Consider the following 25,211-nt stretch of genomic DNA (forward strand, 5'->3'; position numbering starts at 1 on the left):
CAAGAAAATGATTATGTTTTCGTTCAAATAATTGAAATTTAATATTAACGTTACAAAGAAATGCACATCCCGCGGGCGCGTGACGGGTTCGCCCGGGGTCCGGAACCGCCGTTGAAACGTCCCCGAACCGTCCCCGCCGGCAGGCGGTGCATACCTTGGCATACCGGACTTTCTTTCCCCTGCGATTGCAGCTAGAACACCGCCGAACACAACATCATTGCCTCAAAGGGATCCCTGTATGTCCAAGATCAAGGTAGCAAACCCCGTCGTGGAGCTGGACGGCGACGAGATGACGCGGATCATCTGGGACTTCATCAAGAAAAAGCTGATCCTGCCCTATCTGGACATCGACCTGAAATATTACGATCTGGGCATCGAGGAACGCGACCGCACCGATGACCAGATCACCGTCGACGCCGCCAACGCGATCAAGGAATACGGCGTCGGCGTCAAATGCGCGACCATCACCCCGGACGAGGCGCGGGTCGAGGAATTCGGGCTGAAGCAGATGTGGCGCAGCCCGAACGGCACCATCCGCAACATCCTTGGCGGGGTGATCTTCCGCGAGCCGATCATCTGCAAGAACGTGCCGCGTCTGGTGCCGGGCTGGACCAAACCGATCGTCGTCGGCCGCCACGCCTTTGGCGATCAGTACCGTGCCACCGACTTCCGCTTTCCCGGCAAGGGCAGCCTGACGCTCAAATTCGTCGGCGACGACGGCGAGGTGATCGAGCGCGAGGTATTCCAGGCCCCCGACGCGGGCGTGGTGATGGGCATGTACAACCTTGACCCCTCGATCCGCGATTTCGCCCGCGCCAGCATGAACTATTCCTTGCAGCGCGGCTTCCCGCTGTATCTGTCGACCAAGAACACCATCCTGAAAGCCTATGACGGCCGCTTCAAGGACATCTTCCAGGAAATCTTCGACGCCGAATTCGCCGACAAATTCAAGGCCGCCGGCCTGACCTATGAGCACCGGCTGATCGACGACATGGTCGCCTCGAGCCTGAAATGGTCGGGCGGCTATGTCTGGGCCTGCAAGAACTATGACGGCGACGTGCAGTCGGACACCGTCGCGCAGGGTTTCGGCTCGCTGGGGCTTATGACCTCGGTGCTGATGACGCCGGACGGGAAAACCGTCGAATCCGAGGCCGCCCACGGCACCGTCACCCGCCACTATCGTGAGCATCAAAAGGGCAAGGAGACCTCGACCAACTCGATCGCGTCGATCTATGCCTGGACCGGCGGCCTGAAGCACCGCGCGAAGCTGGACGACAACGCCGAACTGCTGCGCTTTGCCGAAACACTGGAGCGGGTGACCGTTCAGGCGGTCGAGGACGGCTATATGACCAAGGATCTGGCGCTGCTGGTCGGCCCGGAACAGAAATGGCTGACCACCATGGGCTATCTGGAAAAGGTCGATGAATATCTGAACAAGGCGCTGGCGTAAGCCGGGGTTACGCTGAGCGGACAAAGGGCCGGGGGAAACCCCGGCTTTTTTGTTTGCGCCCTGCCGGGCCGCGATGCCGGACAAACCTTTCGTGCACGACGGATCATGGTTTTGCCCAAACACCCGCGCATCCGTATCTCGGCTAGGTAAGGTTCAGACCACCATCCGACAGCAGAATTTCCCCGGTGATATAATCGGCGTTCAGCAGCAGCATTACCGCCTGAGCAATATCTTCAGGACGTGCCGCCCTTTTCATCGGCGACTTCGCCCGCCACAGCGCCTGCGCCTCGGTCCAATCGGCGGTCAACGGCGTGTCGACAAGACCGGGCGCGACCGCGTTCACCCTGATCTCGGGTCCGAGCGACCGGGCAAGAAGGCGTGTCACGTGATTGAGCGCGGCCTTGGTCGCCGCATAGGGGATTGATCCGCCCTTTGGCCGCACACCGGCGTGCGAACTGATATTGATGACGCAGGCGCGGCCATTCCTCTGTGCCGATGCGCGCAAATAGGTTTCGCTTAGGGCGATGAGTTGAAAGGGCGCGATCACATTGACCTCATATAACGCGCGCCAGATGTCCGGGCTTGCCGCCGCAAGGTCATCATGCGGAATCAGTCCGCTGATACCAGCATTGTTGATCAGAACGTCCAGCCTGCCGGCAAGGGCGATGACCTCGGATATAAGCCTGACTCTTTCGGCCTCATGCGACAGATCGGCCTGAATATAAGCTGCGTGACCAAGCTCGGCTGCGAATGTGGCGCCTTTCTCGGCAGACCCTCTTGAATGCAGGATGACAAACAGGCCCTCATCGACCAGCCGCCGCGCGATCGCCGAACCGATACCCGAGGTGGACCCGGTTACCAGCGCAACCTCGCGATCGGTCCGGTTCATCCGTTGTTCCATGATCTTTCCTGTAAGGCGTTGAATGACGGTTCCCGCATTCCGCCAAATTCCACATCGCGCGATCAGGGCTGAAACGGCCCCGTCGATCAATGATTCGACGGTTCCTTATCCCCACCCATATTCGCCCCCTGTATCAGCCGGGTCTCGAAAGCGTTCGAGATATGGTCGCGCAGCGCCGTTTCGGCCGCCGATGAATCGCCCGCCGCGATTGCCTCGACGATCGCCTTGTGCTCACCCAGCGCGATCTGGCCCCGGCCCTCGGCGGCAAGCGTGCTCCGCACCATCAACGCCATGGTTTTTTGCACCATTTCAAGCTGCTGCACCAAAAACCTGTTGTGACTTGCCAGATGTATCTGGTGATGAAACCGGCGGTTTGCCCGGGCCATGAGCGGCGGGTCGCCGATCACCGCCTGATCCTGCCGGACCAGTTCGAACAGCACCCGGATCTCCTCGGGCGTGGCGTGGCGGGCGGCAAGGCGGGCGGCCAGCGCCTCCAGCTCGGCGCGCACGGTATACAGCTCGGCGATCTGGTTGTGGTCCAGCGACGAGACGATCAGGCTGCGCCCGTCACGGGTCAGCATGGCCTGGGTTTCCAGCCGCTGCAAAGCCTCGCGCACCGGCGTGCGGGATACCCCGAAACGCTCGGCCAGTTCGCTTTCGACTAGCCGGTCGCCGGGTCGGAAAACGCCATCCTCGATGGCCGACAGGATCAGGGAATAGGCATCTTCGCGCATGAACCGGATGCTGCTGTGGCGCGGCCCGGATTGCAAGCGGCTTGCGGCGCGGCTAGGGTCCGCAGCATGGATTTCGACGGCGTCACGACCTGGATCTTCGATCTGGACAACACCCTTTATGCGCCCGAGGCGCGGCTGTTCGATCAGATCGAGCAGCGCATGATCGCCCATGTGATGAATGCGCTGGGGGTCGACCGCGATCAGGCGGACGGGCTGCGGCGCGACTATTGGCGGCGCTATGGCACCACGCTTGCCGGGATGATGGCGGAACACGGGACCGAGCCGCAGGCCTATCTGGCCGATGTCCACGCCATCGACTTTTCGGTGCTGCGCCCCGACCCCGAACTTGCGCAGGCGATCCGCGCCCTGCCCGGCACCAAGATCGTTCACACCAATGCCGATATCCGTTATGCGGCGCAGGTTCTGGCGCATCGCGGGCTGGACATGTTCGACACGCTTTATGGCGTCGAGGAAACCGGGTTTCATCCCAAACCCGATGCCCGCGCCTATGATTTCGTCTGGCGGGCGCAGGGGTTGGACCCCACCCGTGCCGCGATGTTCGAAGACGATCCCCGCAATCTCGAGGTCCCTCACCGGGCCGGGATGCAGACCGTTCTTGTCGGCCCCGGCGGCCATCTGCCCGACGGAATAGCGGGCGATCACGGCCCGCATGTCCGGCACCAGACCCGGGACCTGACGGCGTTCCTGCGGGGGTTATTGGCATGACCGGGGATGCGGCTGATTGCGATGTCTTGATCTCGGGCGGCGGCGTCGCCGGGCTGATCGCCGCGGCGGGTTTCGGGGCGCTGGGGTTTCGTGTGATCTGCGTCGACCCCACCCCCCCTGTCACCGATGAGGGCGCGGCGGGGGCCGATCTGCGCAGCACGGCGTTCCTGCAACCCTCGATCCCGGTTCTGGCGAACGCGGGGCTTTGGGACCGGCTGGCCCCGCATGCGACGCCCCTGCGGGTGATGCGGATCGTCGATGCGGGGGGCGACACGCCCGCGCCGCGCGTGACCCGCGATTTCGATGCCGCCGATCTGTCCGACCAGCCGTTCGCGTGGAACCTGCAAAACTGGCTTTTGCGGCGCGAGATTACCGCCCGGCTGGCCGAGATGCCGAATGTCGCGTTTCGGCCCGGCACGGGGACCAAGGGGCTGGTCACGCGCGACCAGACCGCCATCGTGACGCTGAGTGACGGGCAGGTCCTGCACCCCCGGCTGGTCGTCGCCGCGGACGGCCGCAACTCGGCCATGCGGCAGGCGCTGAACATCGGCACAAGCGTGATCCGCTATGGCCAGAAGGCGCTTGCCTTTGCGGTGACCCATGAAAAGCCGCATGACAACATCTCGACCGAGGTGCATCGCAGCGGCGGCCCCTTCACGCTGGTGCCGCTTCCCGACCGCGACGGCCAGCCGCAGTCGGCCGTGGTCTGGATGGATCGCGGCCCCGAAATCCAGCGTCTCGCCGCCCTGCCCCGCAACGAATTCGCCAAGGCGCTGAACGCGCGTTCCGCCGGTGTGCTCGGGCATCTGACCCAGGCCACGAAGCTGAGCGTCTGGCCGATCATCGCCCAGATCGCCGCGCGGTTCTCGGGGCCGCGCACCGCCCTGATCGCCGAGGCCGCGCATGTCGTGCCGCCGATCGGCGCGCAGGGTCTGAACATGAGCCTTGCCGATCTTGGCGCGCTGCTGGAACTGACCCGCGAACACGGCCCCGGCGCCGCCGCCGGGCTTGACGCCTATGATCGCCACCGCCGCCCCGAGGCCGCGCTGCGACTGGCCGGCATCGACGCGCTGAACCGCGTCAGCATGGTGCGGTCACGGCCGTTGCGCGATCTGCGGGCGCTTGCCCTTGAAGGCATTTATGCGCTGCCCGGCCTGCGGCGGCTGATGATGCGCACCGGGCTTGGCTCGCGATAAGGCGGAACCGGGGGATCATGGCCAGAATATCGACCGCCTTCACCTGCACCGCCTGCGGCGCCGCACATAAGAAATGGGCGGGGCGCTGTGACGCCTGCGGGGCGTGGAACACCATTGTCGAGGAGGCGCCGCTCAGCACCGGCCCGTCGCGTGGTCTGGGCGCCGCCAAGGGCCGCGCCGTCGCGCTGACCGGCCTGTCGACGGATGAGCCGCCGCCGCCGCGCACCCGTTCCGGCATGGCCGAACTTGACCGCGTGCTGGGCGGCGGGCTGGTGGCGGGATCGGCGATTCTGGTCGGCGGCGATCCGGGCATCGGCAAATCGACCCTGCTTCTGCAAGGTGCGGCCGCCTTCGCGCGGGCCGGGCTGAACGCGGTCTATATTTCGGGCGAGGAAGCGGCGGCGCAGGTGCGGATGCGCGCGCAACGGCTGGGGCTGGCGGATGCGCCGGTGCGGCTTGGCGCGGAAACCGCGCTGCGCGACATCCTGACGACGCTGGACGCGGAACGCCCCGACGTGGCGGTGATCGATTCCATTCAGACGCTGTGGTCCGACACGGTCGAGGCCGCACCGGGTTCCGTCGCTCAGGTCCGCGCCGCCGCGCATGAGCTTGTGACCTTCGCCAAGCGCCGGGGCGTCGCGGTGATCATCGTCGGCCATGTGACCAAGGACGGCCAGATCGCCGGCCCCCGCGTGGTCGAACACATGGTCGACACCGTGCTTTATTTCGAGGGCGAGCGCGGCCATCAGTTCCGCATCCTACGCGCCGTCAAGAACCGCTTCGGCCCCGCCGACGAGATCGGCGTCTTCGAGATGACCGGCGGCGGTCTGGCCGAGGTCGCGAACCCCTCGGCGCTGTTTCTATCCGAACGCGGCGGCCCGGTCCCCGGCAGCGCGGTTTTCGCCGGGATCGAGGGCACGCGCCCGGTGCTGACCGAGATCCAGGCACTGGTCGCGCCCTCGACGCTGGCCAGCCCGCGCCGCACCGTGGTCGGGCTTGACGGCGGCCGGGTCAGCACCATCCTTGCGGTGCTGGAATCGCGCTGCGGCATCCCGTTCGCGGGACTTGACGTATTCTTGAACGTCGCGGGCGGCATGCGGGTGATGGAGCCCGCCGCCGATCTTGCCATCGCCGCGGCGCTGTTATCGGCGCGCGAAGACCACGCGCTGCCCGCAGATTGCGTCATTTTTGGCGAAATCAGCCTGTCCGGGGCCCTACGTCCGGTGGCTCAGGCCGAAAACAGGTTGAAAGAGGCGCAGAAACTTGGTTTCTCGCAGGCAATCGCGCCCGAGGCCCAAAAGGCCGAAGGCGTGGCGGGGATGCGGATTTGCCGCATTTCCGACCTAACAAGTTTCGTCGGCGAAACCTTCGGTGCTGGATAAGCATCGGGCGCCGCACGGAAAAAGCGCGAAGAGGGCGTGAGTTATGGACGGTTTCACCTTTGTCGACGGCATCGTCGCTGTCGTCATCATCCTGTCTGCGATCCTTGCCTACAGCCGCGGCTTTGTCCGCGAATCGCTGTCGATCGCAGGCTGGATCGGAGCGGCCGTTCTGGCCTTTCTGTTCGCCACCCAGGCCCGGCCGCTGGTCGCGCAGATCCCCGGGCTGGATTCGGTTCTGGATAAAAGCTGCGAACTGGCGACCATCGCGGGTTTCGCGGCGGTCTTCGCCCTGGCGCTGGTGGTGTTCTCGATCCTGACGCCGCTGTTTTCCTCGGTCGTACAGCGTTCGGCGGTGGGCGGCATTGATCAGGGACTGGGGTTTCTGTTCGGGGTCGCGCGCGGCATCCTGCTGATCGCGGTGGCCTTCATCGTCTATGACCGGGTTCTGGCGACCCAGCGCGTGGCGTCCATCGACAATTCCCGCTCGGCGCAGATTTTCGCGCGGCTTCAGGGCGATGTGGACAAGAACATCCCCGATCAGGCGCCCGACTGGATCGTGCGCCGGTATGAGGAGCTGGTCAGCACCTGCCCGCGCCCGGATGCCACCCCCACCGCCACCACGCCGTCGGACGCCGGCACCGATGCACCGGCTGCAGATGGGGCCGCAGATGGAACCACAACGGATGCGCCTGCGACCGACGCGCCCGCGCCCAGCAACTGAGGCGAAGAAACTGGGGTGGTTGGGGCGTGACTTTCCGCAACTGCCACCCTATGTAAGCGGTCGTAAGCCAACCGCGCAGGATCGGATTGCCAGATGGAAGCTGACCGCCCCTTTCTTGCCGATCCCTTCGACGCCGATCGCCTGCACGAGGAATGTGGTGTCTATGGCGTGATCGGCGTTGCCGAAGCGGCGAATTTCGTCGCGCTGGGACTGCATGCGCTTCAGCACCGCGGGCAGGAAGCCGGCGGCATCGTCGCCCATCACCCCGACAGCGGTTTCAACAGCGCCCATCGCTTTGGCTATGTGCGCGACAATTTCACCAAACAGTCGCTGATGGAGACCCTGCCCGGCCCCTTGGCCATCGGGCATGTCCGCTATTCCACCGCAGGCGCCAAGGGCGCCGCGATCCGCGACGTCCAGCCCTTTTTCGGCGAATTCGCCATGGGCGGCTGCGCCATCGCGCATAACGGCAACATCACCAACGCCGCCGCACTGCGCCGCGAGCTGATCGAGCGTGGCTCGATCTTCCAGTCGGGCAGCGACAGCGAATGCATCATCCACCTGATGGCGCGCTCGATCCAGCGTAACATCCCTGAACGGATGAAGGACGCGCTGCGCCGGATCGAGGGGGCGTTTTCCGTCATCGCCATGACCCGCACCAAGCTGATCGGCGTGCGCGACCCCCTGGGCGTGCGGCCGCTGGTCCTGGGCCATCTGGGGGGCGAGGGTTATGTGCTGTCCTCGGAAACCTGCGCGCTCGACATCATCGGCGCCGAATTCGTGCGCGAGATCGAACCGGGCGAGATGGTGGTGATCAGCCGCGGCCAGGTCGAAAGCTCGCGCCCCTTCGCGCCGCATCCCAGCCGGTTCTGCGTGTTCGAGCATGTCTATTTCTCGCGCCCCGATTCGATCATCGGCGGCCGCTCGGTCTATGAGACCCGGCGCCAGATCGGGGTGGAACTGGCCCGCGAATCGCCGGTCGACGCCGATCTGGTCTGCCCGGTCCCCGACAGCGGCACGCCCGCCGCCATCGGTTACAGTCAGGAAAGCGGCATTCCCTATGCGATGGGGATCATCCGCAACCAGTACATGGGCCGCACCTTCATCGAACCGACCGAGCAGATCCGCAACATGGGTGTGCGGCTGAAGCTGAACGTGAACCGGGCGCTGATCCGGGGCAAGCGGGTGGTGCTGGTCGACGACAGCGTGGTCAGGGGCACGACCTCGCGCAAGATCAAGGACATGATCCTTGATGCCGGCGCAGCCGAGGTGCATTTCCGCATCGCCAGCCCGCCGACGGCTTGGCCGTGCTTCTACGGCGTCGACACGCCCGACCGCGACAAACTGCTGGCTGCGCAGATGTCGCCCGAGGAAATGCGCGAATGGATCGGTGTCGACAGCCTTAAATTCATCAGCCTTGACGGGTTGTATCGCGCGGCGGGCGAGGCCGGCGGCCGCAACAACGCCTGCCCGCAATATTGCGACGCCTGCTTCTCGGGCGATTATCCGGTCGCGCCTTTCGACCAGATGGAGCGTGGCTTTCGCATGAAGGTCGATCCGGTCAGCGGTGACGCCGAGGCGCAAGAGGATCAGACCGGCTATCGCCCGGTGCAGAACACGCTTGCACCGCAGCGCCCGCCCGAGGCCGCCGAGTAACCAGCCGCAAGCCGGGGCCGCAAGCCGGGGCCGCAAACCGGAACCAGGCGCCGCTCAGCGGGGCGGTTCGTTTTCCGTGTCCCGATCCGGGTGCTGATAATTGCGGATCTTCTGGCCGCTGGTCTCGATGCTGGCTTGGCGCACAGGCAGGTCGGCAAGGCCGGAAAACCCCTTGTGGCGCCCCCCGACCATCACCTGATCGCTGAAATCCACCGCGTTCGGGTCGTCCAGCGCGCCGATCATGATCTCGACCCCCTGATCGCTTTCATAGGTCAGCGGCGTTCCGCATTGATTGCAGAACCCGCGGCTGGCGATGTCAGAGCTTGCGAATTGCGACCGCGTGCCACGGGTCCATTCGACGGTTTCCGCTAGGACCAGCGGCGCGAAAATACTGCCGCTGGCTTTCTGGCACATGCGGCAATGGCAGATCGAGGCGGGCGCGGCGATCTCGGCCGCGAACCGGACGGCGCCGCATTGGCAGCCGCCGGTAAGCCTAGCCATCCTGCAAAACCTCTTCGGCGCGGTCGGCGAGGGATTCGGCGCGGGCGGCAAGCTCGGCCAGCGTCTCGATGATCTCGGTCGGGATGACCGGGACTTCCTGCCGTGGCGGATTGGCCTTCAGACGGTTCAATTCGCGTTCCGCCGAGGCCGCGCGATCCTCAAGCGCGGTCAGCCGGTCGGCCAGCATCAGCCCGGCCAGCAGCAACAGCCGCTGTTCGGGCATGCGCCCGGCCTGTTCCAATATCTGCTGCGCCTCGCCGTTCAGAAGCGTCGCCGCCTTTTCAAGCAGCCGCTCCTCGCCCGGCTGGCAGGCGAGAACATAATCCTTGTGACCGATGGTGAAATTGACTTCGGGCATATTCAAACCTCGTCATCATCGTCTGGGTCGGTCTCGTCGTCGGTTTCGTCATAAACCGCTTCAAAGCTGCGGACGCTGCTGGCCGCCGCACCCGGATCGGCGGCGGGTTTGCCGTCATCGCGGGCGAAATTCACCACGTCGCCGGGGTCGTTCTCGACCGGGGCCACATCCTCGGCATAAGGCGCGTCGGGACCGGCCGCATCGGCCGCGACCGCAGTCGCCGCCACTGTGCCCGCGGCCGCCGGGGTCGCCGCCGCTGCCTTGGACCGGCCGGGGGCGGTGCTGCGCGGCTCGATTCCCAGCATATCCTCAAGCGCGGTCACGATCTCGGACAGTTGCGCCATCTCGGCATCGCGGGCGGCTTGCAGCGCCGCGACCTCGGCCCGCAGCGCCTGAACCTCGGCGCCGTCGGCACCTTCTGTCAGGGCGTGGTTCGCGGCCGCCAGCGCGTCATTCGCCTCGACCAGACGGGCGGTCTCGGCGCCCGCACCGGACAGGCGACGGTTCAGCGTGGCCAGAGCCTCGGCATGTTCCTCGGTCACCCGGGCCAGTTCGGCCGACAGCCGGTTGTTGTCGTCGCGCAATTCGGCAAGCGCATCCGCATCAATATCGGCCGCCGCCCGGCTGGAGGCGGAACCGGCGCCGGTGGTATCGCGCTTGCCGATAGTTCCGCGCGCCCGCTCGATCGAGTAATCTATGCGATCCAGCGCAGCGATTAGCCGCTTTTCACTGGCACTGATCTGGCTCATCTGCCCATCCGTCCTGTTGCTGATCTGTTTTGCCACCATTTTGCGCTTGGATACAAGAACGAGCGGCAAGAGCCGCTCGTTCCTTCGTCGTTTTTCGCCGGTTCAGCTGGTCTGACGCAATTCGCCGCGCAGGCCGACGATGATCGCATAGACCGCGCCCAGCAGGACGAATGTAAACGGCAATCCGGTCGAAACCGCCATCGCCTGCAACGCCGTCAGGCCGCCGACAAGCATCAGGACCAGCGCGACCAGCCCCTCGAAGCTGCACCAGAACACCCGCTGCGGGATCGGCGCATGCACCTTGCCGCCCGCCGAGATCGTGTCGACCACCAATGACCCCGAGTCGGAGGAGGTGGTGAAGAACACGATCACCAGCACGATGGCGATCAGGCTGGTCAGTTGATACAGCGGAAGCTGCCCCAGCATCTGGAACAACTGTAGCTCCAGCGCGGAATCGGCCACGCCGCGGAAGCCCTCCATATACTGGTTGATGGCGGTGCCGCCCAAGGCGGTCATCCACAGGACCGAGATCAGCGACGGCACAATCAGCACCGCGATCAGGAACTGGCGCACGGTGCGGCCACGGCTGACGCGGGCGATGAACATGCCAACGAAGGGCGACCAGCTGATCCACCACGCCCAGTAAAACGCCGTCCAGCCGGACATGAAATTCGTATCCTCGCGGCCGAAGGGGTTGGAAAGCGCCGGCAGGTATTCCGCATAAGCCAGCAGGTTGCTGAAAAAGCCGCTTAGAATCGCTGCGGTCGGACCGACGGCGATCACGAACAGCAAAAGCAGCACCGCAAGGCTCATGTTGACCTCGGACAGGATCTTGACGCCCTTGTCCATGCCCAGCACCACCGAACAGGTCGCGATCGCGGTGATGAAGACGATCAGCACGATCTTGGTGGCGGTCGTCGCGGGAATGTCGAACAGGAAGTTCAGCCCCGCCGTCGCCTGCTCGGCCCCGATGCCAAGCGAGGTCGCAAGGCCGAACAGCGTGGCGAACACCGACAGGACGTCGATGACATGCCCCGGCCAGCCCCAGACCCTTTCGCCCAGAATGGGATAAAAGACCGAGCGCATGGTCAGCGGCAGACCCTTGTTATAGCTGAACAGGGCCAGCGCCAGCGCGACCACCGCATAGATCGCCCAAGGGTGCAGCCCCCAGTGGAAAATGGTAGCCGCCATGCCCAGCCGCGCCGCGCCCTGCATGTCGCCCGCCGCGCCGCCAAGCGGTGCCCAGTCGGTCCGCACGCCGTTTTCGATCGTCGGACCGGCAAGCGAGGTGGTGAAATGCGTCATCGGCTCGCCGACGCCATAGAACATCAGCCCGATGCCCATGCCGGCCGCGAACAGCATCGCGAACCAGCCGGTCAGCGAATAATCCGCCGTGGCATCGGGGCCGCCAAGCCGCACATTGCCCAAGGGTGTAACGATCAGCACCAGACACAGCAGCACGAAAATATTGCCGGCGGTCAGGAAGAACCAGCCGAGGTTTCCGGTCAGCCAGTCGCGCAGATGGGTAAAGAACGGCTCCAGCGTGGTGCCGAAGAACGCGGCGGCGACGACGAAAACCAGAATGGTCGCTGCCGAGATCAGAAACACCGGGTTGTGAATGTCATAGGCGACCGGTCGGGCCGCCGAAATATTGTCCTGTCCGATCTCATAGGGTGTCTCGATCACCTCGGTCGGACCGTCCGGCGTGGGGATCGGCTCGATCCCGCCTTCGATCAATGGTGCGGTTGATTGTGTGTTGTCAGCCATTCGCTTCCTTTCGGGTTGCGGGTCTTCTTGCAAACGGGCGGGCGGCGGTTCCGCCGGGCGCTCACTATCCCGTGATTCCCCCATGAGGCCAGAATCCGACGCCCGATGACGCATTCATACGACGCAATCGGGGCCGCATGCGACCTTTTGGGCCGGAATTTCGGGCGGATTGCGCACTTTCCCTGAATCGCGCCCCGGCCTATAAAGCCGCTGCAAACAGTCAGGAAAGGGTCGGGCATGCGCCGCGCCACCATCACCCGCAGCACCGCCGAGACCCGCATCGAGGTGACCATCGACCTGGACGGCACCGGGATTTACGACAACCAGACCGGCGTCGGTTTTTTCGATCACATGCTGGATCAGCTTTCGCGCCATTCGCTGATCGACATGACCATCCGCGCGACCGGCGATCTGCATATCGACGATCATCACACCGTCGAGGATACCGGCATCGCGCTGGGTCAGGCGCTGGTCGAGGCGCTGGGGGACAAGCGCGGAATCCGGCGCTATGGCGCGTTTCTGCTGGCCATGGACGATGCGTTGCTGCGCGCGGCGCTGGATCTGTCGGGGCGGCCGTTTCTGGTCTGGAACGTCGATTTTCCCTCCGCGAAGATCGGCGGTTTCGATACCGAGCTGGTCCGCGAGTTCTTTCAGGCCCTGTCGACCCATGGCGGCATCACGCTGCATGTCGACCGGCTGCACGGGCTGAACAGCCACCACATCGCCGAAGCCGCCTTCAAGGCGGTGGCCCGCGCCTTGCGCGAGGCGGTCGAGACGGATCCACGGCTGAACGGCGCCCTGCCCTCGACCAAGGGTGCGCTTTGAAGGTCGTTCTGGTCGATTACGAAAGCGGCAACCTGCATTCCGCCGCGAAAGCGTTTCAGCGCATGAGCGCCGAAACCGGGGCCAAGACCGGGGCCGAGATCATCGTCTGCGCCGATGCCGATCAGGTCGCCCGCGCCGACCGCATCGTGCTGCCCGGTGACGGGGCGTTTCCGGCCTGCCGCGAGGCTTTGGCCGCCGTCCCCGGCATGATCGACGCGCTGAACCACGCCGTGCTGAACCGGGGCGTGCCGTTCATGGGGATCTGCGTCGGCATGCAGATGCTGGCGACAACGGGCCACGAATATCGCCTGACCCCGGGGCTCGACTGGATCGGCGGCGAGGTCGTCGCGATCGACGCCGCCGGGCTGAAGGTGCCGCATATGGGCTGGAACGATCTTCGTGTCCGCAGCGACCATCCGGTGCTGGCGGGGGTGAGTTCCGGCGATCACGCCTATTTCGTCCACGGCTGGCACATGCAACTCGCCGATCCGTCGCATCTGCTGGCCGATGTCGACTATGGCGGCCCCGTCACCGCCATCGTCGGACGGGACAATATCATCGGCACCCAGTTCCACCCCGAGAAATCGCAGGGGCTGGGGCTGCGCATCATCGGAAATTTCCTGAACTGGAAACCGTGACGGCACGGGCCGCCTGGGCCGGGTCAGGCCCGATCAGGCCCGCTCAGGCGGGTGCACCGGCCTCGGCCAAGGTGCAATATTTGCGCGCGAACGGCGTGAACCGCCCGGCGATAATGTCCTGCACATGGCTGACCAGCCGGTCGCGGGCATCGGCCGACAGGATGATGTCGTTGCCGACATTATCCACCACCTTGAAGCGGGTGCCGTGCTCGTCACAGATGATCGATTCAAAAGTGCAGCGCGCGGTATCGGCAAGCCGGATGAAGTGCCGCGCGCGCGCCATGAACTGACGCTGGGTCAGCTCGATCACGTGACAGTCGGGATTGCAGAAGATCATGTTCGCCTGCCCCGCGCCATGCGGCCCGATGATGATCTCGGCGCTGTTGAAGGCGGCGATCTGCTCGATCGCGCTCATCCCCTCGGCGACGAATTCCTCGAACCCCAAGGGTGCCAGCGCCTTGAGCAGCAGATCCTCTTCGATCAGTTTCCGGCTTGCGGCGCGCTTGCGGCTGATCAGCAGCCGCCGCGACCCGCGCCCGCGCAGGCGATCGGGAATTTTCTCAAGCCCGGCCCGGCGCAGCCGGCGCAGCCAGATGCACTGGCTGTTGTTGAAGATCGCCGTCTGGCCGCCGACGCTGTTCAGATCAAGCGAGCGCAGTTGCAGCCGCGAAGGCAGTTCCGGTTGCGGCACGCCGCCGTGGACATAGGCCAGATTGGTCAGATCGGCGGGCACCAGCACGTTTTCATGCGTGGTGACGCCGGAATGCAGCACGATCCGCTCGGTCAGATCGGGAAAGATGGTGTCGATGAAATCGCGCACGAAGCCGGGGAACGGCGCCACGTCGGTGATGAACACCCGGCCCTTGCCGCCATGGGCGCTGACTGCGCCGATATAGGGCATGGTTTCGGTGAGGAAATGAAAGAAATTCTGGACGTAATGCGACTGAACGCAATAATCCGCGTCCTTCGGCACCATCGCCGGATCGGCCAGTTGCAGCGGCGCATCCCGCGTCGCCTCGGCGAACCTGTCGGCTTGCGCGATATATCCCTCGCGCAGGCGCCCGGGCAGGAAAAGGTTGTGGTATTCGATCGCCATTTCCCGGCCGTCCACGCGCAGGAAATGCGGCTGGGCCGTCAGTTTCGGCACAAAGACAAGACCGCCGTTGATCAGCGCAATCTCGCGCCGGGGGTTTTCGGGGTCAAAGCTGGGTTCGATCATGATCCGCATCTTGTTGCGGACCGGCTTGTCAAAGCGTGAGTGATCCGCCGCAAGCGCCCAGATGTCGGCGATGCCGCCCCGCGCCGGCTTGCTGAACCAGTTCGGTCTGGCAAGCAGATAGCTTTCCGGCGCCACCCCCGGACAGACCCATTGCAAATCGACTGACGAGGTCAAACCACGCACTTCCCCAGAAACCCGTTCCGGCAGGGTAGTCCGGTTTCACCACCGCGTGTCAATTGCGAAATAACCGCCCGGCCCGCGATCGCCCGGCGCCCGGCCATCATCCGGCCAGCGCCGGGCCACAACCGGGCCAGAACCGGGCCAGCGCCGGGCGCGTGTCCGAAGCGCGGCTACTTTACCTTCACCCAGTCCTGCGATTTGCAGATCAGCCCGCCGGCGACGCAGCCCGACAGGCTCATCGCCTTGCCGTTGACCGAAACCTTGCCCATGTAGATCTTGTTGTTGGACGGCCGCCAGACCTTGCCCTCGTATCTGCCGCCGCCCTGCGGGGCCATGTCGATCACGATGGGCTTGCCCAGATTGGGCGAGTCGTATTCGTCCTTGCCCTTGAAGGTCTTGGTGATATTGCCGCAGAAATTCGGCCCGCAGGGTTTGATCGTGACAAAGGCAAAGGCGCCATCGTCGGGCTGAGTCTGCCAGATCCCTTCGATCGGGTCGGCGGCCATGGCGGCGCCGCCCAAAAGCGCGAAACCGGCGGCAAGTGCAAATTTTTTCATCGAATCCTCCCAGAAACCATGCCGCATTTGTCCTTTGACGGCCGGATTCGGGCAAGTGTTACGTCAGGTCGGTTGCCGCACGGGCGGGCTTGTGGCAATCAGCGCCCCGGGGGGCTGCGGCCCCTGACGCAGATCACACCGACGCAGATCACAGCAGCAGGGCACCCGCCATGATCCTTTACCCCGCCATCGACCTCAAGGACGGCGCCTGTGTCCGGCTGCTGCGCGGCGACATGAACGCGGCGACGGTCTTCGGCACGGATCCGGCCGCGCAGGCGCTGGCGTTTCAGAACGCCGGGGCGGAATGGCTGCATCTGGTCGATCTGAACGGCGCCTTCGCCGGCCAGCCGGTCAATCGCGCGGCGGTCGAGGCGATATTGGCGGCGGTCACCATTCCGGTGCAACTGGGCGGCGGCATCCGCGACATGGCGACGATCGAAAGCTGGCTTTCGGCGGGTCTGGCGCGGGTCATTCTGGGCACGGTCGCGGTCGAGAACCCCGATCTGGTGCGCAGCGCCGCCGCCGCCTTTCCGGGCCGCATCGCGGTCGGCATCGACGCAAGGGGTGGCCGCGTCGCTACCCGTGGCTGGGCCGAGGAAACCGATGTGAACGCCACCGATCTGGCGCGCCGCTTCGCCGACGCGGGCGTTGCCGCGATCATCTACACCGACATCGACCGCGATGGCGCCATGGGCGGACCGAATATCGGCGCGACCGAGGCGTTGGCGCGCGCCGTCGCCATCCCGGTGATCGCGTCGGGCGGGGTGTCGTCGATGACCGACCTTGTGGCGCTGCGCGATACCGGGGTGATCGCCGGCGCGATCAGCGGGCGGGCGCTTTACGAAGGCGCGCTGGACCTGCGCCGGGCGCTTGCCGCGCTTGGCTGAACGGCGCCCCCCCTTTGGCGCGCCCCTTGGCGCCCCCCTTGGCGCCCCCTCTTGGAGTCCCCCTTGGCGTCGGGGCCGAAAACCCCTAGATCGACCCGAACCAAGACGGATCCGTCATGCTGAAAACCCGCATCATCCCCTGTCTCGACGTGGCCGATGGCCGGGTCGTCAAGGGCGTCAATTTCGTCGATCTGGTCGATGCCGGCGATCCGGTTCAGGCCGCGCGCGCCTATGACGCCGCCGGCGCCGACGAGATCTGTTTTCTGGATATTCACGCCACCCATGAAAATCGCGGCACCATGTTCGACGTGGTGACCCGCACGGCCGAACAGTGCTTTGTGCCCCTGACCGTGGGCGGCGGGGTACGCAGCCACGCCGATGTGCGCGCGCTGCTGCTGGCCGGGGCCGACAAGGTGTCGTTCAACTCGGCCGCCGTGGCCGACCCCGACGTGATCGCCGAGGCCGCCGACCGTTTCGGGTCGCAATGCATCGTCTGCGCCATCGACGCCAAGACCGTTGCCCCCGGCCGGTGGGAAATTTTCACCCACGGCGGCCGCAAGGCGACGGGCATCGACGCGGTCGCCTTCGCCGTGCTGGTCGCGGCCAAGGGCGCCGGGGAAATCCTGCTGACCTCGATGGACCGCGACGGCACCAAGGCCGGCTTCAACCTGCCCCTGACCCGCGCCATCGCCGATGCGGTCGATATTCCGGTCATCGCCTCGGGCGGGGTCGGCACGCTGGACCACCTTGTCGAGGGCGTGACCGAGGGCCATGCCAGCGCGGTTCTTGCGGCCTCGATCTTTCACTTCGGCACCTTCACCATCGGCGAGGCCAAGGCCCATATGGCCGCCGCCGGCATCCCCATGAGGCTGGTATGAGCCATGACGCTTTCTCGCGCCTCGACGCGACGATCGCCGCGCGCAAGGGCGCCGATCCCGACAGCAGCTGGACCGCGCAACTTCTGGCCAAGGGGCCGGAAAAATGCGCCGAGAAATTCGGCGAAGAGGCGGTCGAGGCGATCATCGAGGCGGTAAAGGGCGACCGCGCCCGGCTGACCGCCGAAGCCGCCGATGTGATCTATCATCTTGCGGTCATGCTGGCGGCGCGCGACCTGACGCTGGCCGATGTCGCGGCGGAACTGACCCGCCGCGAAGACCGGTCGGGCATCGCCGAAAAGGCCGGTCGCGGCTGAACGGCACCGCCCGCGCGGGATGCGACCCAGCCCCGGCCAACGGCGATGCCGCCAACGCGACGCGGAGCCTCGCGGGTCCCGGCAACTGGCCGGCCTCCCCTGGCCTATTCGCTGAAAAGCTCTGCCAGCAGCTTCGCCGGGCGTCCGCTGCATTCGGAATAGTCGCCGACGAGATGGTCCAACGCCCCGGCCGCAACCGGATAGACCGTGACCCGCGCGATGTTTCCATTCTCGGGCGGCCAGTATTCCAGCGCGAAAATGCCGAAGTCCGGCACCGCCACATCGTCGATGCAGGACACCGTGACCATCGCCGTCGGCAGGTCGCTGCCCCGGCCGAAAAGCTGCGGATTCACGATGCCGTCGATCCGGCAGATGCCGGGATATTGCGGGATATGGAAAGCGCCCAGATCACCCCCGGTCAGCACCTCGCCTTCGGTGTTGTCGACCGCCGCCATGCCATCACGCTCCAACGCATCGCACAGCCCGGCCGAGGCAAAAAAGCGCCCGTCCAGATAATCCAGCGCGTCGGCGAATGCGGGCGCAGCGGTCAGCGCAAGGAAAATTGAGGGCGTCAGAAATCGCCGGAAACGACGGGGCATGTCACAACTCCTTGCGCTTTGGGAAGATTTGACCCCATATTCTATTCCGGCGGCAACAGAAATCGAGCGTCAAAAACGGGGGGCAACGGCCCAAATCGCTTTCCCTTGCGTGACGTTCCTTGATATAAGCCACGCAATTCCACCGCGCGTCAGACGCGGGTTTCACAAGGCAGAGGATCCTCATGACCGCAGACGATAAATCCGGCAAGCAGCACGAAGGCGATGTCGCTTTCATCAAGTCGCTGGCCGATCTTCTGAACAGCAGCGACCTGTCCGAGTTGTCGGTAAAGCGGGAGTATGGCGAAAACGACCGCCTGACGGTCAGCCTGTCGAAACATGGCCAGCAGGTCGTCATGCAGGCCGCGCCCGTGGCGGCAATGGCGGCCGCGCCCGCCGCCCCTGCCGCAGCGGTGGCCGCGGCCTCGGCCGGAACGGTCAGCGACGACCCGGCGAACCTGCCGGGCGCCGTCACCTCGCCCATGGTCGGCACCGCCTATCTGTCGGCCGAACCCGGTGCGGCGCCCTTCGTCCAGATCGGCCAGACCGTCGCCGAGGGCGATACGCTGCTGATCGTCGAGGCGATGAAGACCATGAACCACATCCCCGCCCCCCGCGCCGGCACCGTCCGCCGTATTCTGGTCGAGGATGGCACCGCGGTCGAATACGGCAGCCCGCTGATGATCGTGGAGTGATCCGCGATGTTTGAAAAAATCCTGATCGCCAACCGGGGCGAGATCGCCCTTCGTGTCATCCGCGCCTGCCGCGAGATGGGCATCGCCTCGGTCGCCGTCCATTCGACCGCCGACAGCGACGCGATGCATGTCCGCATGGCCGATGAATCGGTCTGCATCGGGCCGCCGCCCTCGTCCGAAAGCTATCTGTCGGTGCCGGCGATTATCTCGGCCTGTGAAATCACCGGCGCGCAGGCGATCCATCCGGGCTATGGCTTCCTGTCCGAAAACGCCAGCTTCGTGCAGGCGCTGGAGGATCACGGCATCACCTTCATCGGCCCGACCAGCGAACATATCCGCATCATGGGCGACAAGATCACCGCCAAGGAAACCGCCAAGGCGCTGGGTATTCCGGTCGTGCCGGGGTCTGACGGCGGGGTGCCCGACGTCGCGACCGCCAAGACTGTCGCGAAAGAGATCGGCTATCCGGTGATCATCAAGGCGACGGCGGGCGGCGGCGGCCGCGGCATGAAGGTCGCCCATGACGAGGCGGGCCTTGAAGTTGCCTTCCGCACCGCGCGTTCCGAAGCCAAGGCGGCCTTCGGCAACGATGAGGTCTATATCGAGAAATACCTGCAAAAGCCCCGCCATATCGAGATTCAGGTTTTCGGCGATGGCAAGGGCAATGCGGTCTATCTGGGCGAGCGTGACTGTTCCTTGCAGCGCCGCCACCAGAAAGTGCTGGAGGAAGCCCCCGGTCCCACCATCACCCCCGAAGAACGCAGCCGCATCGGCACAATCTGCGCCGATGCGATGAAAAAGCTCGGCTATATCGGCGCCGGCACCATCGAGTTCCTGTATGAGGACGGCGAGTTCTATTTCATCGAGATGAACACCCGCCTTCAGGTCGAACACCCGGTGACCGAGGCGATCTATGGCGTCGATCTGGTCCGCGAGCAGATCCGCGTCGCCGCCGGCGAGCCGATGGAGCTTGATCAGGACAAGCTGAAGATCAACGGTCACGCGATCGAGGTGCGGATCAACGCCGAGCGGCTGCCGAATTTCGCGCCCTGCCCCGGCAAGATCACCCAGTATCACGCGCCGGGCGGCCTTGGCGTGCGGATCGACAGCGCGCTTTACGACGGCTATCGCATCCCGCCCTATTACGACAGCCTGATCGGCAAGCTGATCGTCCACGGCCGTGACCGCCCCGAGGCATTGGCGCGGCTGTCGCGCGCCTTGGGCGAATTGATCGTCGATGGTGTGGACACCACCGTGCCCTTGTTCAATGCTTTGCTTGACGAGCCCGACATCAAGTCCGGCAATTATTCCATCCATTGGCTGGAGAAATGGCTGAGCGAAAACCTGGCCTAAGGCGCGACATCGGGGTGCTTTCACCCAAGCAACTGCTCTCGGGCTATGCCCGGGGCATCTTCCCGATGGCGGCCAGTGCGTCGGATCCGCGTCTGCTCTGGTTCGATCCGCCCCGGCGCGGGATCATGCCGCTTCATCAGATGCGGATCACCCGCTCGCTGGCCCGGCGGGTGCGTAATTGCGGCTGGGATGTTCGCCTGAACCATGATTTCGACGCCACCGTCGCCGGCTGCGCTGAACGCGACGAGACCTGGATCAACGCGCCCCTGTCGCGCCTGTACCGGCGCCTGCACGAAATGGGCAACGCCCATTCGATCGAACTTTATGAAGGCGACGCGCTGGTCGGCGGCTTGTTCGGGGTCACGCTGGGCGGCGCGTTTTTCGGTGAAAGCATGTTCTCGCGCCGCCGCGATGCCTCGAAAGTGGCGATGGTGTGGCTGATCCATCACCTGCGCAAAAGCGGGTTCCGGCTGTTCGACACGCAATATCTGACCACCCATCTGGCCAGCCTCGGCGGGCGCGAGATCAGCAGGGCCGACTATCGCGTGCGGCTGGACTTTGCCCTGACCCTGCCGGCGGTATTCGGGGTGCGGCCGCTGCCGCCGGTTCAGCTTGTCTTGCAGGAAATGACCCAGACGTCGTAGCGCGGGTCATCCAGCGCCGAAAGCGCCGGGCTTGATGCGATCATCCAGCCCTGAAAGCTGGGCGTGCCTTTTTCCTTGTCGGCGATCGACAGCAGCGCATAAGCGTCCGAGTTCGGGTTCTGCGCCGGAAACCGGCATTCGTCCAGCCGCACCGCAAGCCGCCCGAAATCGACGGTCTGCCCGACCTGCACCGGCAAATCCTCGGTCAGCCCGGTCAGCCGGTCCAGACCGCGCAGCATCGCGAACCGGCCCGCCGCCGCGTCGGGACCCTGCGGGGTCACCTCGGGCAGGGCTTCGGTCGCGGGGGCCGAGTTTTCCGGCATCACGTCGGATTCGCCCTCGCCCCCCTCGACAAAGGCCGAAAGCCCGTCCGAGGTCAGTTCTTCGGGTGGCGGCGGCGCCTCTTGCGCGATGGCAGCCCCGGACAGCGCCAGTCCCAGCGCCGCGGCGACGACCAGCGCCGGTCGAAGGCGAACGATCCGCATCATTCCGGCTGCCAAGCTTCGTAATCGCGCCGCCCTTCGGGCACCGTGTTCATGATCGAGCCCGGCGGGACATAGGCGTTGGTGGTGCCGGTCTGGTTCATTATGTGCGGACGCTCCCACGTTTGATGCTTGAGCGGCGCCTTGGTCGGCGGCTCGTCATAGGTGAAATGCAGCCAGCCGTGCCAGTCGGGGTCGATCCGGCTCGCCTCGGATTCGCCGTTATAGATCACCCAGCGCCGCTTGCCGCCGGCGGTCTGGTAAAAGATGTTGCCCTGCGCATCCTCGCCGACTTTTTCGCCGTAAAGCCAGGTCCAGACCTGCGTGTTCATGGTCTGGCCGTTCCACCAGGTCAGCAGGCGCTTGAGGAAATTCATCTGTCGTTTCTCCGGCAACGGGTCGGGCTTCAGCATATGCCAAATATGGGGCCGAAGGTCCAGCGTCACGACGCGCGCACCGGCTGACAGTTTGGCGATCCGGCGCGGCGCGCGCGCGCCCCGCGCGGGCCGGTTTCGCGACGCGGATGATCGCCATGCAAGGGGGACGGGGCGAAATGGTGCCGGTTGAGGGGATTGAACCCCCGACCTTCGGTTTACAAAACCGCTGCTCTACCGCTGAGCTAAACCGGCCCGACCGAGGCTCGGATAAACGCTGCCGCGGCGCTGTGCAAGTCCGGCGTTGCCGCGGGGCCATCGCCGGCGCCGAAATTCGGGTTTTCCGCCCGCCAAATCCGCCTATGATCGGCGGGAAACAGCGATTTATACGGGACGGGCAGCACGGAAATGCAGATAGCCTTCCACCTTGGCGCGCCGGCAACCGATGATGAACGATTGCTGCGGGCGCTGCTTCAGAACCGCGACACGCTGGCCCGTTACGGGGTCGAGGTGCCGGCCCCCGGCCGCTATCGCGATGTCCTGCGCGAGGCTGCCGCATCGCTGAAAGGCGGCGTCGCGTCGGAAACCCTGCAAGAGGCGATGCTGGACGCGATCGTCGACCGCGATGACGTCCGTCGCGTGGTTTTCTCGAACCCGACGTTTCTAGGTATGCCCGGTTATTCCTTCTCGACCAGCGGTATGTTCCCGCGCGCGGCGATGCGGGCGACCGGCCTTTTCAACCTTTTTCCCAGCGCCGATATCGAATTTCACCTCGCGATCTGCCATCCGGGCATTTTCCTTCAGCGGGTAGCGGCACGGGTAAAGGACCGCACCATCCCGCAGATGGTGAACGGGGTGGAACTGAACCACCTGCGTTGGGCGCCGGCGGTCCGGGCGCTGACGCAGGCGGTGCCGCACGCCCGCGTCGTCGTCTGGTGCAACGAGGACGCGCCCTTCGTCTGGCCCGAGGTGATGCGCCGGGTCAGCGGCGTTCCCGCGGCCGAGCCGATGGAGGGCGATCTGCTGATGATCCAGCGCGCCATGCGCCCCGAAGGCGCGGTGGCGCTTGACCTCGCGCTGACCCGGCGGACGCCCCAGACCGTTCAGGCCCGCCGCGCGATCTTTGCCGAGATGCTGCACCGCTTCGCCAACCCCGAGATCACCGAGGAAACGATCGACCTGCCCGGCTGGACCGATGTCACACTGGATCTGGTGGACGAGATCTACGATTCCGACGCGGCCGAGATCGCGGCCACCCCGGGCGTCGAGTTCATCGCGCCCTGACCCCGCGCCCGGCCCCTTCACTCCCGCCCTTTCCGCCAGCCAAGACCATGAGGCATGACATGACCGACCCGCAAACCCTGCTGCGCGCGCTGTTCGATCGCGCCGTCCGGCTTGCCGATCCGATGCGGGTGATCGCGGGGCATCTGCCGCCGCGGCCCCGGGGGCGCGTGCTGCTGGTCGGGGCGGGAAAGGCGTCCGCGCGCATGGCCGAGGCGGTCGAGGCCGAGTGGGGCCCCTGCGACGGGCTGATCGTCACCCGCTACGGCCACGGCCGCCCGACCCATGTCGAGGTGGTCGAGGCCGCGCACCCGGTTCCCGATGCGGCCGGGGCGGCGGGCACGGCGCGGCTGATGGATCTGGTGGCCGACGCCGGCCCCGACGATCTGGTGATCGCGCTGATCTCGGGCGGTGCCTCGGCGCTTTTGGTGGCACCGGCCAAAGGCGTGACGCTTGACGAAAAGCGGGCGGTGAACGCGGCGCTTCTGGCCAGCGGCGCCCCCATCGACCAGATGAACACGGTCCGCAAACACCTGAGCCGGGTCAAGGGCGGGCAGTTGGCGGCGCTGGCCGATCCCGCGCCGATGCTGGCGCTGCTGATTTCGGACGTGCCGGGGGACGATCCGGCCTATATCGGCTCGGGTCCGACGGTGGGTGACGCCTCGACCCCTGCCGACGCCCGCGCGATCCTTGAGCGCTGGAACATCGCCGCGCCCGCCTCGGTCCGCGCCGCGCTGGAGGGCCAGACCGGCGTGGTCCCGCCCGGGGATCCGCGCCTTTCCAAAGTCGAAAACCGGGTCATCTCGGCCCCGATCCAGTCGCTCGAGGGTGCGGCGGCACTGGCCCGCGAAAACGGCTTTACCGTGCGTATCCTTGGCGACGCGCTGGAGGGCGAGGCGCGCAGCGTCGCCGCCGACCACGCCCGCATGGCACGGGAAGCGCAGGCCGCGATGGCGCCGGGCGACGCACCGCTGATCCTGATGTCGGGGGGCGAGCTGACGGTGACCCGGCGCGGCGACGGATCGGGCGGGCCCAATGCCGAATACATGCTGGCCATGGCCATCGCGCTGGACGGCGCGCCGGGCATTTATGCGATCGCCTGCGACACCGACGGCATCGACGGCGCGGCCGAGGTCGCGGGCGCGATCATCACCCCCGACACGCTGCCCCGCGCCCGGACCGCCGGCACCGACCCCGCCCGCGCGCTGGACCGCAACGACGCGCATAATTTCTTTGCGGCGATTGGCGATCAGGTCGTGACCGGGCCGACCCTGACCAATGTCAATGATTTCCGGGCGATCCTGATCCAGCCCCCGGCCTGAGGCGCGATCCTTTGCCGCAGACACGGTTCTTCGCCGGAGGCGCGGGCGTTAAATCGCGTTCCGCTCGTTATAGCTTTCCAGAAAGCTGCGCAGGCGGGGGTCGCTGGCGCCCTTGAAAATCTCGGCGGCGGTGCCGTGGGTGACCATCTCGCCCTTTTCCATGAAGGCGACCTGATCGGCGACATGGGCGGCAAAGCCCATCTCATGGGTCACCACCACCATGGTCATGCCCTCGGCGGCAAGGCGTTTCATCACCGTCAGCACCTCGCCCACCAGTTCGGGATCAAGCGCGCTGGTCGGTTCGTCGAACAGCATCAGCTTCGGCTCCATCGCGATGGCGCGGGCGATGGCGACGCGCTGTTGCTGGCCGCCCGACAGGCGCGCGGGGTGGTTCGCCATCTTGTCGGCAAGCCCGACCTTCCGCAGCGCCTCGGCGGCGCGGCTGGCGGCCTCGGCCCTTGGCAGTCCGCGCACCCGGATCAGCCCCTCGGCCACGTTTTCCTGCGCCGTCATATGCGGCCACAGGTTGAACTGCTGGAACACCATGCCGATGCGGCGGCGCATCGCGCGCAGCCGGCGCGCGGGCATCCGGCGACCGCCCGGGCTCTCATATCCGATCAGCTCGCCGTCGATGCGGATCTCGCCCGCGTCATAGGCTTCAAGGAAATTGATGCAGCGCAGAAGCGTGGATTTGCCCGACCCGGATGGCCCGATCAGGCAGGTCACCTTTTCCGGCGGGATCGACAGCGAGACCTTTTTCAGCGCCTGAAACGGCCCGAAGAACTTGTCGACATTGCTGATTTCGACGGCGGATGCGTCCATGGG

At 65.6% G+C, this 25,211-nt stretch carries 27 protein-coding genes, 1 tRNA gene and 1 pseudogene; 16 read left to right on the forward strand and 13 right to left on the reverse strand.

The genetic code is table 11. From position 1 onward, the window contains the following. Window positions 1-238: 238 nt before the first annotated feature. A complete protein-coding gene (locus ACFSCT_RS16495) occupies window positions 239-1,450 on the forward strand; it encodes an NADP-dependent isocitrate dehydrogenase (RefSeq protein ID WP_379144587.1) in 1,212 nt (403 codons plus the stop codon). A 142-nt stretch (window positions 1,451-1,592) separates the two neighbouring features. Here ACFSCT_RS16495 and ACFSCT_RS16500 read toward each other — a convergent pair whose 3' ends face one another. Further along, complete coding sequence (locus ACFSCT_RS16500) at window positions 1,593-2,351, reverse strand: SDR family NAD(P)-dependent oxidoreductase (RefSeq protein ID WP_379144589.1); 759 nt, start codon at window positions 2,349-2,351, stop codon at window positions 1,593-1,595. A gap of 86 nt (window positions 2,352-2,437) precedes the next feature. Further along, window positions 2,438-3,085: a GntR family transcriptional regulator gene (locus ACFSCT_RS16505; protein WP_379144592.1), complete on the reverse strand. Its 648-nt coding sequence runs from the start codon at window positions 3,083-3,085 to the stop codon at window positions 2,438-2,440. A 66-nt stretch (window positions 3,086-3,151) separates the two neighbouring features. Between ACFSCT_RS16505 and ACFSCT_RS16510 the strand changes: the two genes are divergently transcribed. From ACFSCT_RS16510 to purF, 5 genes and pseudogenes are all read left to right on the forward strand, one after another. After that, window positions 3,152-3,811, forward strand: coding sequence for a pyrimidine 5'-nucleotidase (locus tag ACFSCT_RS16510; protein WP_379144595.1), 660 nt, complete (start codon window positions 3,152-3,154; stop codon window positions 3,809-3,811). Beyond that, entirely contained in the window at window positions 3,808-5,007 is a 1,200-nt protein-coding gene (locus ACFSCT_RS16515; protein ID WP_379144597.1) for a UbiH/UbiF family hydroxylase, read from the forward strand. Before ACFSCT_RS16510 ends, ACFSCT_RS16515 begins: the two co-directional genes overlap by 4 nt. Before the next feature lie 17 nt (window positions 5,008-5,024). Beyond that, entirely contained in the window at window positions 5,025-6,389 is a 1,365-nt protein-coding gene (gene radA / locus ACFSCT_RS16520) for a DNA repair protein RadA (protein ID WP_379144600.1), read from the forward strand. 43 nt (window positions 6,390-6,432) lie between these two features. Continuing rightward, on the forward strand, window positions 6,433-7,110 hold the full coding sequence (locus tag ACFSCT_RS16525; RefSeq protein WP_379144601.1) for a CvpA family protein: 678 nt from the start codon (window positions 6,433-6,435) through the stop codon (window positions 7,108-7,110). Window positions 7,111-7,203: 93 nt separating this feature from the next. Further along, window positions 7,204-8,661, forward strand: a pseudogene (gene purF / locus ACFSCT_RS16530) (amidophosphoribosyltransferase); the annotation flags it as partial. Window positions 8,662-8,820: 159 nt separating this feature from the next. Here purF and ACFSCT_RS16535 read toward each other — a convergent pair. The 4 genes from ACFSCT_RS16535 to ACFSCT_RS16550 form a co-directional block, all read right to left on the reverse strand. Next, on the reverse strand, window positions 8,821-9,267 hold the full coding sequence (locus tag ACFSCT_RS16535; protein WP_379144603.1) for a GFA family protein: 447 nt from the start codon (window positions 9,265-9,267) through the stop codon (window positions 8,821-8,823). Beyond that, window positions 9,260-9,625 (reverse strand): cell division protein ZapA, encoded by a 366-nt coding sequence (locus tag ACFSCT_RS16540; RefSeq protein WP_379144605.1) that lies wholly within the window; start codon window positions 9,623-9,625, stop codon window positions 9,260-9,262. Before ACFSCT_RS16540 ends, ACFSCT_RS16535 begins: the two co-directional genes overlap by 8 nt. Before the next feature lie 2 nt (window positions 9,626-9,627). Continuing rightward, complete coding sequence (locus ACFSCT_RS16545) at window positions 9,628-10,374, reverse strand: hypothetical protein (protein WP_379144607.1); 747 nt, start codon at window positions 10,372-10,374, stop codon at window positions 9,628-9,630. A 102-nt stretch (window positions 10,375-10,476) separates the two neighbouring features. After that, entirely contained in the window at window positions 10,477-12,141 is a 1,665-nt protein-coding gene (locus ACFSCT_RS16550; RefSeq protein ID WP_379144608.1) for a BCCT family transporter, read from the reverse strand. A 237-nt stretch (window positions 12,142-12,378) separates the two neighbouring features. On the opposite strand from ACFSCT_RS16550, the gene hisB reads away from it, so the two are divergent. Together hisB and hisH are read left to right on the forward strand one after the other, a co-directional pair. Then, a complete protein-coding gene (hisB, locus tag ACFSCT_RS16555) occupies window positions 12,379-12,966 on the forward strand; it encodes an imidazoleglycerol-phosphate dehydratase HisB (protein WP_379144610.1) in 588 nt (195 codons plus the stop codon). Continuing rightward, window positions 12,963-13,604, forward strand: a complete 642-nt coding sequence (gene hisH / locus ACFSCT_RS16560; protein ID WP_379144611.1) for an imidazole glycerol phosphate synthase subunit HisH — start codon at window positions 12,963-12,965, stop codon at window positions 13,602-13,604. The genes hisB and hisH overlap by 4 nt, the downstream gene beginning before the upstream one ends. 43 nt (window positions 13,605-13,647) lie before the next feature. Here hisH and ACFSCT_RS16565 read toward each other — a convergent pair whose 3' ends face one another. After that, entirely contained in the window at window positions 13,648-15,006 is a 1,359-nt protein-coding gene (locus tag ACFSCT_RS16565; protein ID WP_379144613.1) for a glycosyltransferase family 61 protein, read from the reverse strand. A 167-nt stretch (window positions 15,007-15,173) separates the two neighbouring features. Then, window positions 15,174-15,560 (reverse strand): DUF2147 domain-containing protein, encoded by a 387-nt coding sequence (locus ACFSCT_RS16570; protein ID WP_379144614.1) that lies wholly within the window; start codon window positions 15,558-15,560, stop codon window positions 15,174-15,176. A 170-nt stretch (window positions 15,561-15,730) separates the two neighbouring features. On the opposite strand from ACFSCT_RS16570, the gene hisA reads away from it, so the two are divergent. The 3 genes from hisA to ACFSCT_RS16585 all read left to right on the forward strand — a co-directional run bounded on the left by hisA (window position 15,731) and on the right by ACFSCT_RS16585 (window position 17,639). After that, on the forward strand, window positions 15,731-16,447 hold the full coding sequence (hisA, locus tag ACFSCT_RS16575; RefSeq protein ID WP_379144617.1) for a 1-(5-phosphoribosyl)-5-[(5-phosphoribosylamino)methylideneamino]imidazole-4-carboxamide isomerase: 717 nt from the start codon (window positions 15,731-15,733) through the stop codon (window positions 16,445-16,447). 116 nt (window positions 16,448-16,563) lie between these two features. Next, complete coding sequence (gene hisF, locus ACFSCT_RS16580; protein ID WP_379144619.1) at window positions 16,564-17,325, forward strand: imidazole glycerol phosphate synthase subunit HisF; 762 nt, start codon at window positions 16,564-16,566, stop codon at window positions 17,323-17,325. After that, a complete protein-coding gene (locus tag ACFSCT_RS16585) occupies window positions 17,322-17,639 on the forward strand; it encodes a phosphoribosyl-ATP diphosphatase (protein ID WP_379144621.1) in 318 nt (105 codons plus the stop codon). Before hisF ends, ACFSCT_RS16585 begins: the two co-directional genes overlap by 4 nt. A gap of 104 nt (window positions 17,640-17,743) precedes the next feature. On the opposite strand, the gene ACFSCT_RS16590 is transcribed toward ACFSCT_RS16585, so the two are convergent. Beyond that, window positions 17,744-18,238 carry a hypothetical protein gene (locus ACFSCT_RS16590; protein ID WP_379144623.1) on the reverse strand — a complete coding sequence of 165 codons (495 nt, stop codon included), beginning with the start codon at window positions 18,236-18,238 and terminating at the stop codon, window positions 17,744-17,746. Between the two features lie 182 nt (window positions 18,239-18,420). Between ACFSCT_RS16590 and accB the strand changes: the two genes are divergently transcribed. The 3 genes from accB to aat are packed head-to-tail and all read left to right on the forward strand — an operon-like array spanning window position 18,421 to window position 20,927. Next, entirely contained in the window at window positions 18,421-18,930 is a 510-nt protein-coding gene (gene accB / locus ACFSCT_RS16595; protein WP_379144625.1) for an acetyl-CoA carboxylase biotin carboxyl carrier protein, read from the forward strand. Between the two features lie 6 nt (window positions 18,931-18,936). Continuing rightward, complete coding sequence (gene accC, locus ACFSCT_RS16600; protein WP_379144627.1) at window positions 18,937-20,283, forward strand: acetyl-CoA carboxylase biotin carboxylase subunit; 1,347 nt, start codon at window positions 18,937-18,939, stop codon at window positions 20,281-20,283. Beyond that, a complete protein-coding gene (gene aat / locus ACFSCT_RS16605; RefSeq protein ID WP_379144629.1) occupies window positions 20,259-20,927 on the forward strand; it encodes a leucyl/phenylalanyl-tRNA--protein transferase in 669 nt (222 codons plus the stop codon). Before accC ends, aat begins: the two co-directional genes overlap by 25 nt. Here the strand turns inward: aat and ACFSCT_RS16610 are convergent. The 3 genes from ACFSCT_RS16610 to ACFSCT_RS16620 form a co-directional block, all read right to left on the reverse strand. Then, on the reverse strand, window positions 20,891-21,415 hold the full coding sequence (locus ACFSCT_RS16610) for a DUF2155 domain-containing protein (protein WP_379144630.1): 525 nt from the start codon (window positions 21,413-21,415) through the stop codon (window positions 20,891-20,893). The genes aat and ACFSCT_RS16610 overlap by 37 nt on opposite strands. Continuing rightward, entirely contained in the window at window positions 21,412-21,786 is a 375-nt protein-coding gene (locus ACFSCT_RS16615) for an NADH:ubiquinone oxidoreductase subunit NDUFA12 (RefSeq protein WP_379144632.1), read from the reverse strand. Before ACFSCT_RS16615 ends, ACFSCT_RS16610 begins: the two co-directional genes overlap by 4 nt. A 177-nt stretch (window positions 21,787-21,963) precedes the next feature. Further along, window positions 21,964-22,038 (reverse strand) — tRNA-Thr (locus ACFSCT_RS16620). Between the two features lie 153 nt (window positions 22,039-22,191). Here ACFSCT_RS16620 and ACFSCT_RS16625 point away from each other — a divergent pair. Then, window positions 22,192-23,067, forward strand: coding sequence for a hypothetical protein (locus ACFSCT_RS16625; RefSeq protein ID WP_379144633.1), 876 nt, complete (start codon window positions 22,192-22,194; stop codon window positions 23,065-23,067). 59 nt (window positions 23,068-23,126) lie between these two features. After that, a complete protein-coding gene (locus ACFSCT_RS16630) occupies window positions 23,127-24,386 on the forward strand; it encodes a glycerate kinase type-2 family protein (protein WP_379144635.1) in 1,260 nt (419 codons plus the stop codon). Between the two features lie 48 nt (window positions 24,387-24,434). On the opposite strand, the gene ACFSCT_RS16635 is transcribed toward ACFSCT_RS16630, so the two are convergent. After that, entirely contained in the window at window positions 24,435-25,208 is a 774-nt protein-coding gene (locus ACFSCT_RS16635) for an amino acid ABC transporter ATP-binding protein (protein WP_379144638.1), read from the reverse strand. Window positions 25,209-25,211 lie beyond the last annotated feature (3 nt).

The sequence above is a fragment of the Paracoccus pacificus genome (assembly GCF_042680785.1).
Lineage (GTDB): Bacteria > Pseudomonadota > Alphaproteobacteria > Rhodobacterales > Rhodobacteraceae > Paracoccus > Paracoccus pacificus.

Excerpts from the sequence above, each read along its gene's own strand:
- ACFSCT_RS16495 (WP_379144587.1), top strand. The coding sequence starts at position 239 with ATGTCCAAGATCAAGGTAGCAAACCCCGTCGTGGAGCTGGACGGCGAC.
- ACFSCT_RS16500 (WP_379144589.1), bottom strand. The coding sequence starts at position 2,351 with ATGGAACAACGGATGAACCGGACCGATCGCGAGGTTGCGCTGGTAACC.
- ACFSCT_RS16505 (WP_379144592.1), bottom strand. The coding sequence starts at position 3,085 with ATGCGCGAAGATGCCTATTCCCTGATCCTGTCGGCCATCGAGGATGGC.
- ACFSCT_RS16510 (WP_379144595.1), top strand. The coding sequence starts at position 3,152 with ATGGATTTCGACGGCGTCACGACCTGGATCTTCGATCTGGACAACACC.
- ACFSCT_RS16515 (WP_379144597.1), top strand. The coding sequence starts at position 3,808 with ATGACCGGGGATGCGGCTGATTGCGATGTCTTGATCTCGGGCGGCGGC.
- radA (WP_379144600.1), top strand. The coding sequence starts at position 5,025 with ATGGCCAGAATATCGACCGCCTTCACCTGCACCGCCTGCGGCGCCGCA.
- ACFSCT_RS16525 (WP_379144601.1), top strand. The coding sequence starts at position 6,433 with ATGGACGGTTTCACCTTTGTCGACGGCATCGTCGCTGTCGTCATCATC.
- ACFSCT_RS16535 (WP_379144603.1), bottom strand. The coding sequence starts at position 9,267 with ATGGCTAGGCTTACCGGCGGCTGCCAATGCGGCGCCGTCCGGTTCGCG.
- ACFSCT_RS16540 (WP_379144605.1), bottom strand. The coding sequence starts at position 9,625 with ATGCCCGAAGTCAATTTCACCATCGGTCACAAGGATTATGTTCTCGCC.
- ACFSCT_RS16545 (WP_379144607.1), bottom strand. The coding sequence starts at position 10,374 with ATGAGCCAGATCAGTGCCAGTGAAAAGCGGCTAATCGCTGCGCTGGAT.
- ACFSCT_RS16550 (WP_379144608.1), bottom strand. The coding sequence starts at position 12,141 with ATGGCTGACAACACACAATCAACCGCACCATTGATCGAAGGCGGGATC.
- hisB (WP_379144610.1), top strand. The coding sequence starts at position 12,379 with ATGCGCCGCGCCACCATCACCCGCAGCACCGCCGAGACCCGCATCGAG.
- ACFSCT_RS16570 (WP_379144614.1), bottom strand. The coding sequence starts at position 15,560 with ATGAAAAAATTTGCACTTGCCGCCGGTTTCGCGCTTTTGGGCGGCGCC.
- hisA (WP_379144617.1), top strand. The coding sequence starts at position 15,731 with ATGATCCTTTACCCCGCCATCGACCTCAAGGACGGCGCCTGTGTCCGG.
- hisF (WP_379144619.1), top strand. The coding sequence starts at position 16,564 with ATGCTGAAAACCCGCATCATCCCCTGTCTCGACGTGGCCGATGGCCGG.
- ACFSCT_RS16585 (WP_379144621.1), top strand. The coding sequence starts at position 17,322 with ATGAGCCATGACGCTTTCTCGCGCCTCGACGCGACGATCGCCGCGCGC.
- ACFSCT_RS16590 (WP_379144623.1), bottom strand. The coding sequence starts at position 18,238 with ATGCCCCGTCGTTTCCGGCGATTTCTGACGCCCTCAATTTTCCTTGCG.
- accB (WP_379144625.1), top strand. The coding sequence starts at position 18,421 with ATGACCGCAGACGATAAATCCGGCAAGCAGCACGAAGGCGATGTCGCT.
- accC (WP_379144627.1), top strand. The coding sequence starts at position 18,937 with ATGTTTGAAAAAATCCTGATCGCCAACCGGGGCGAGATCGCCCTTCGT.
- aat (WP_379144629.1), top strand. The coding sequence starts at position 20,259 with ATGGCTGAGCGAAAACCTGGCCTAAGGCGCGACATCGGGGTGCTTTCA.
- ACFSCT_RS16610 (WP_379144630.1), bottom strand. The coding sequence starts at position 21,415 with ATGATGCGGATCGTTCGCCTTCGACCGGCGCTGGTCGTCGCCGCGGCG.
- ACFSCT_RS16615 (WP_379144632.1), bottom strand. The coding sequence starts at position 21,786 with ATGAATTTCCTCAAGCGCCTGCTGACCTGGTGGAACGGCCAGACCATG.
- ACFSCT_RS16625 (WP_379144633.1), top strand. The coding sequence starts at position 22,192 with ATGCAGATAGCCTTCCACCTTGGCGCGCCGGCAACCGATGATGAACGA.
- ACFSCT_RS16630 (WP_379144635.1), top strand. The coding sequence starts at position 23,127 with ATGACCGACCCGCAAACCCTGCTGCGCGCGCTGTTCGATCGCGCCGTC.
- ACFSCT_RS16635 (WP_379144638.1), bottom strand. The coding sequence starts at position 25,208 with ATGGACGCATCCGCCGTCGAAATCAGCAATGTCGACAAGTTCTTCGGG.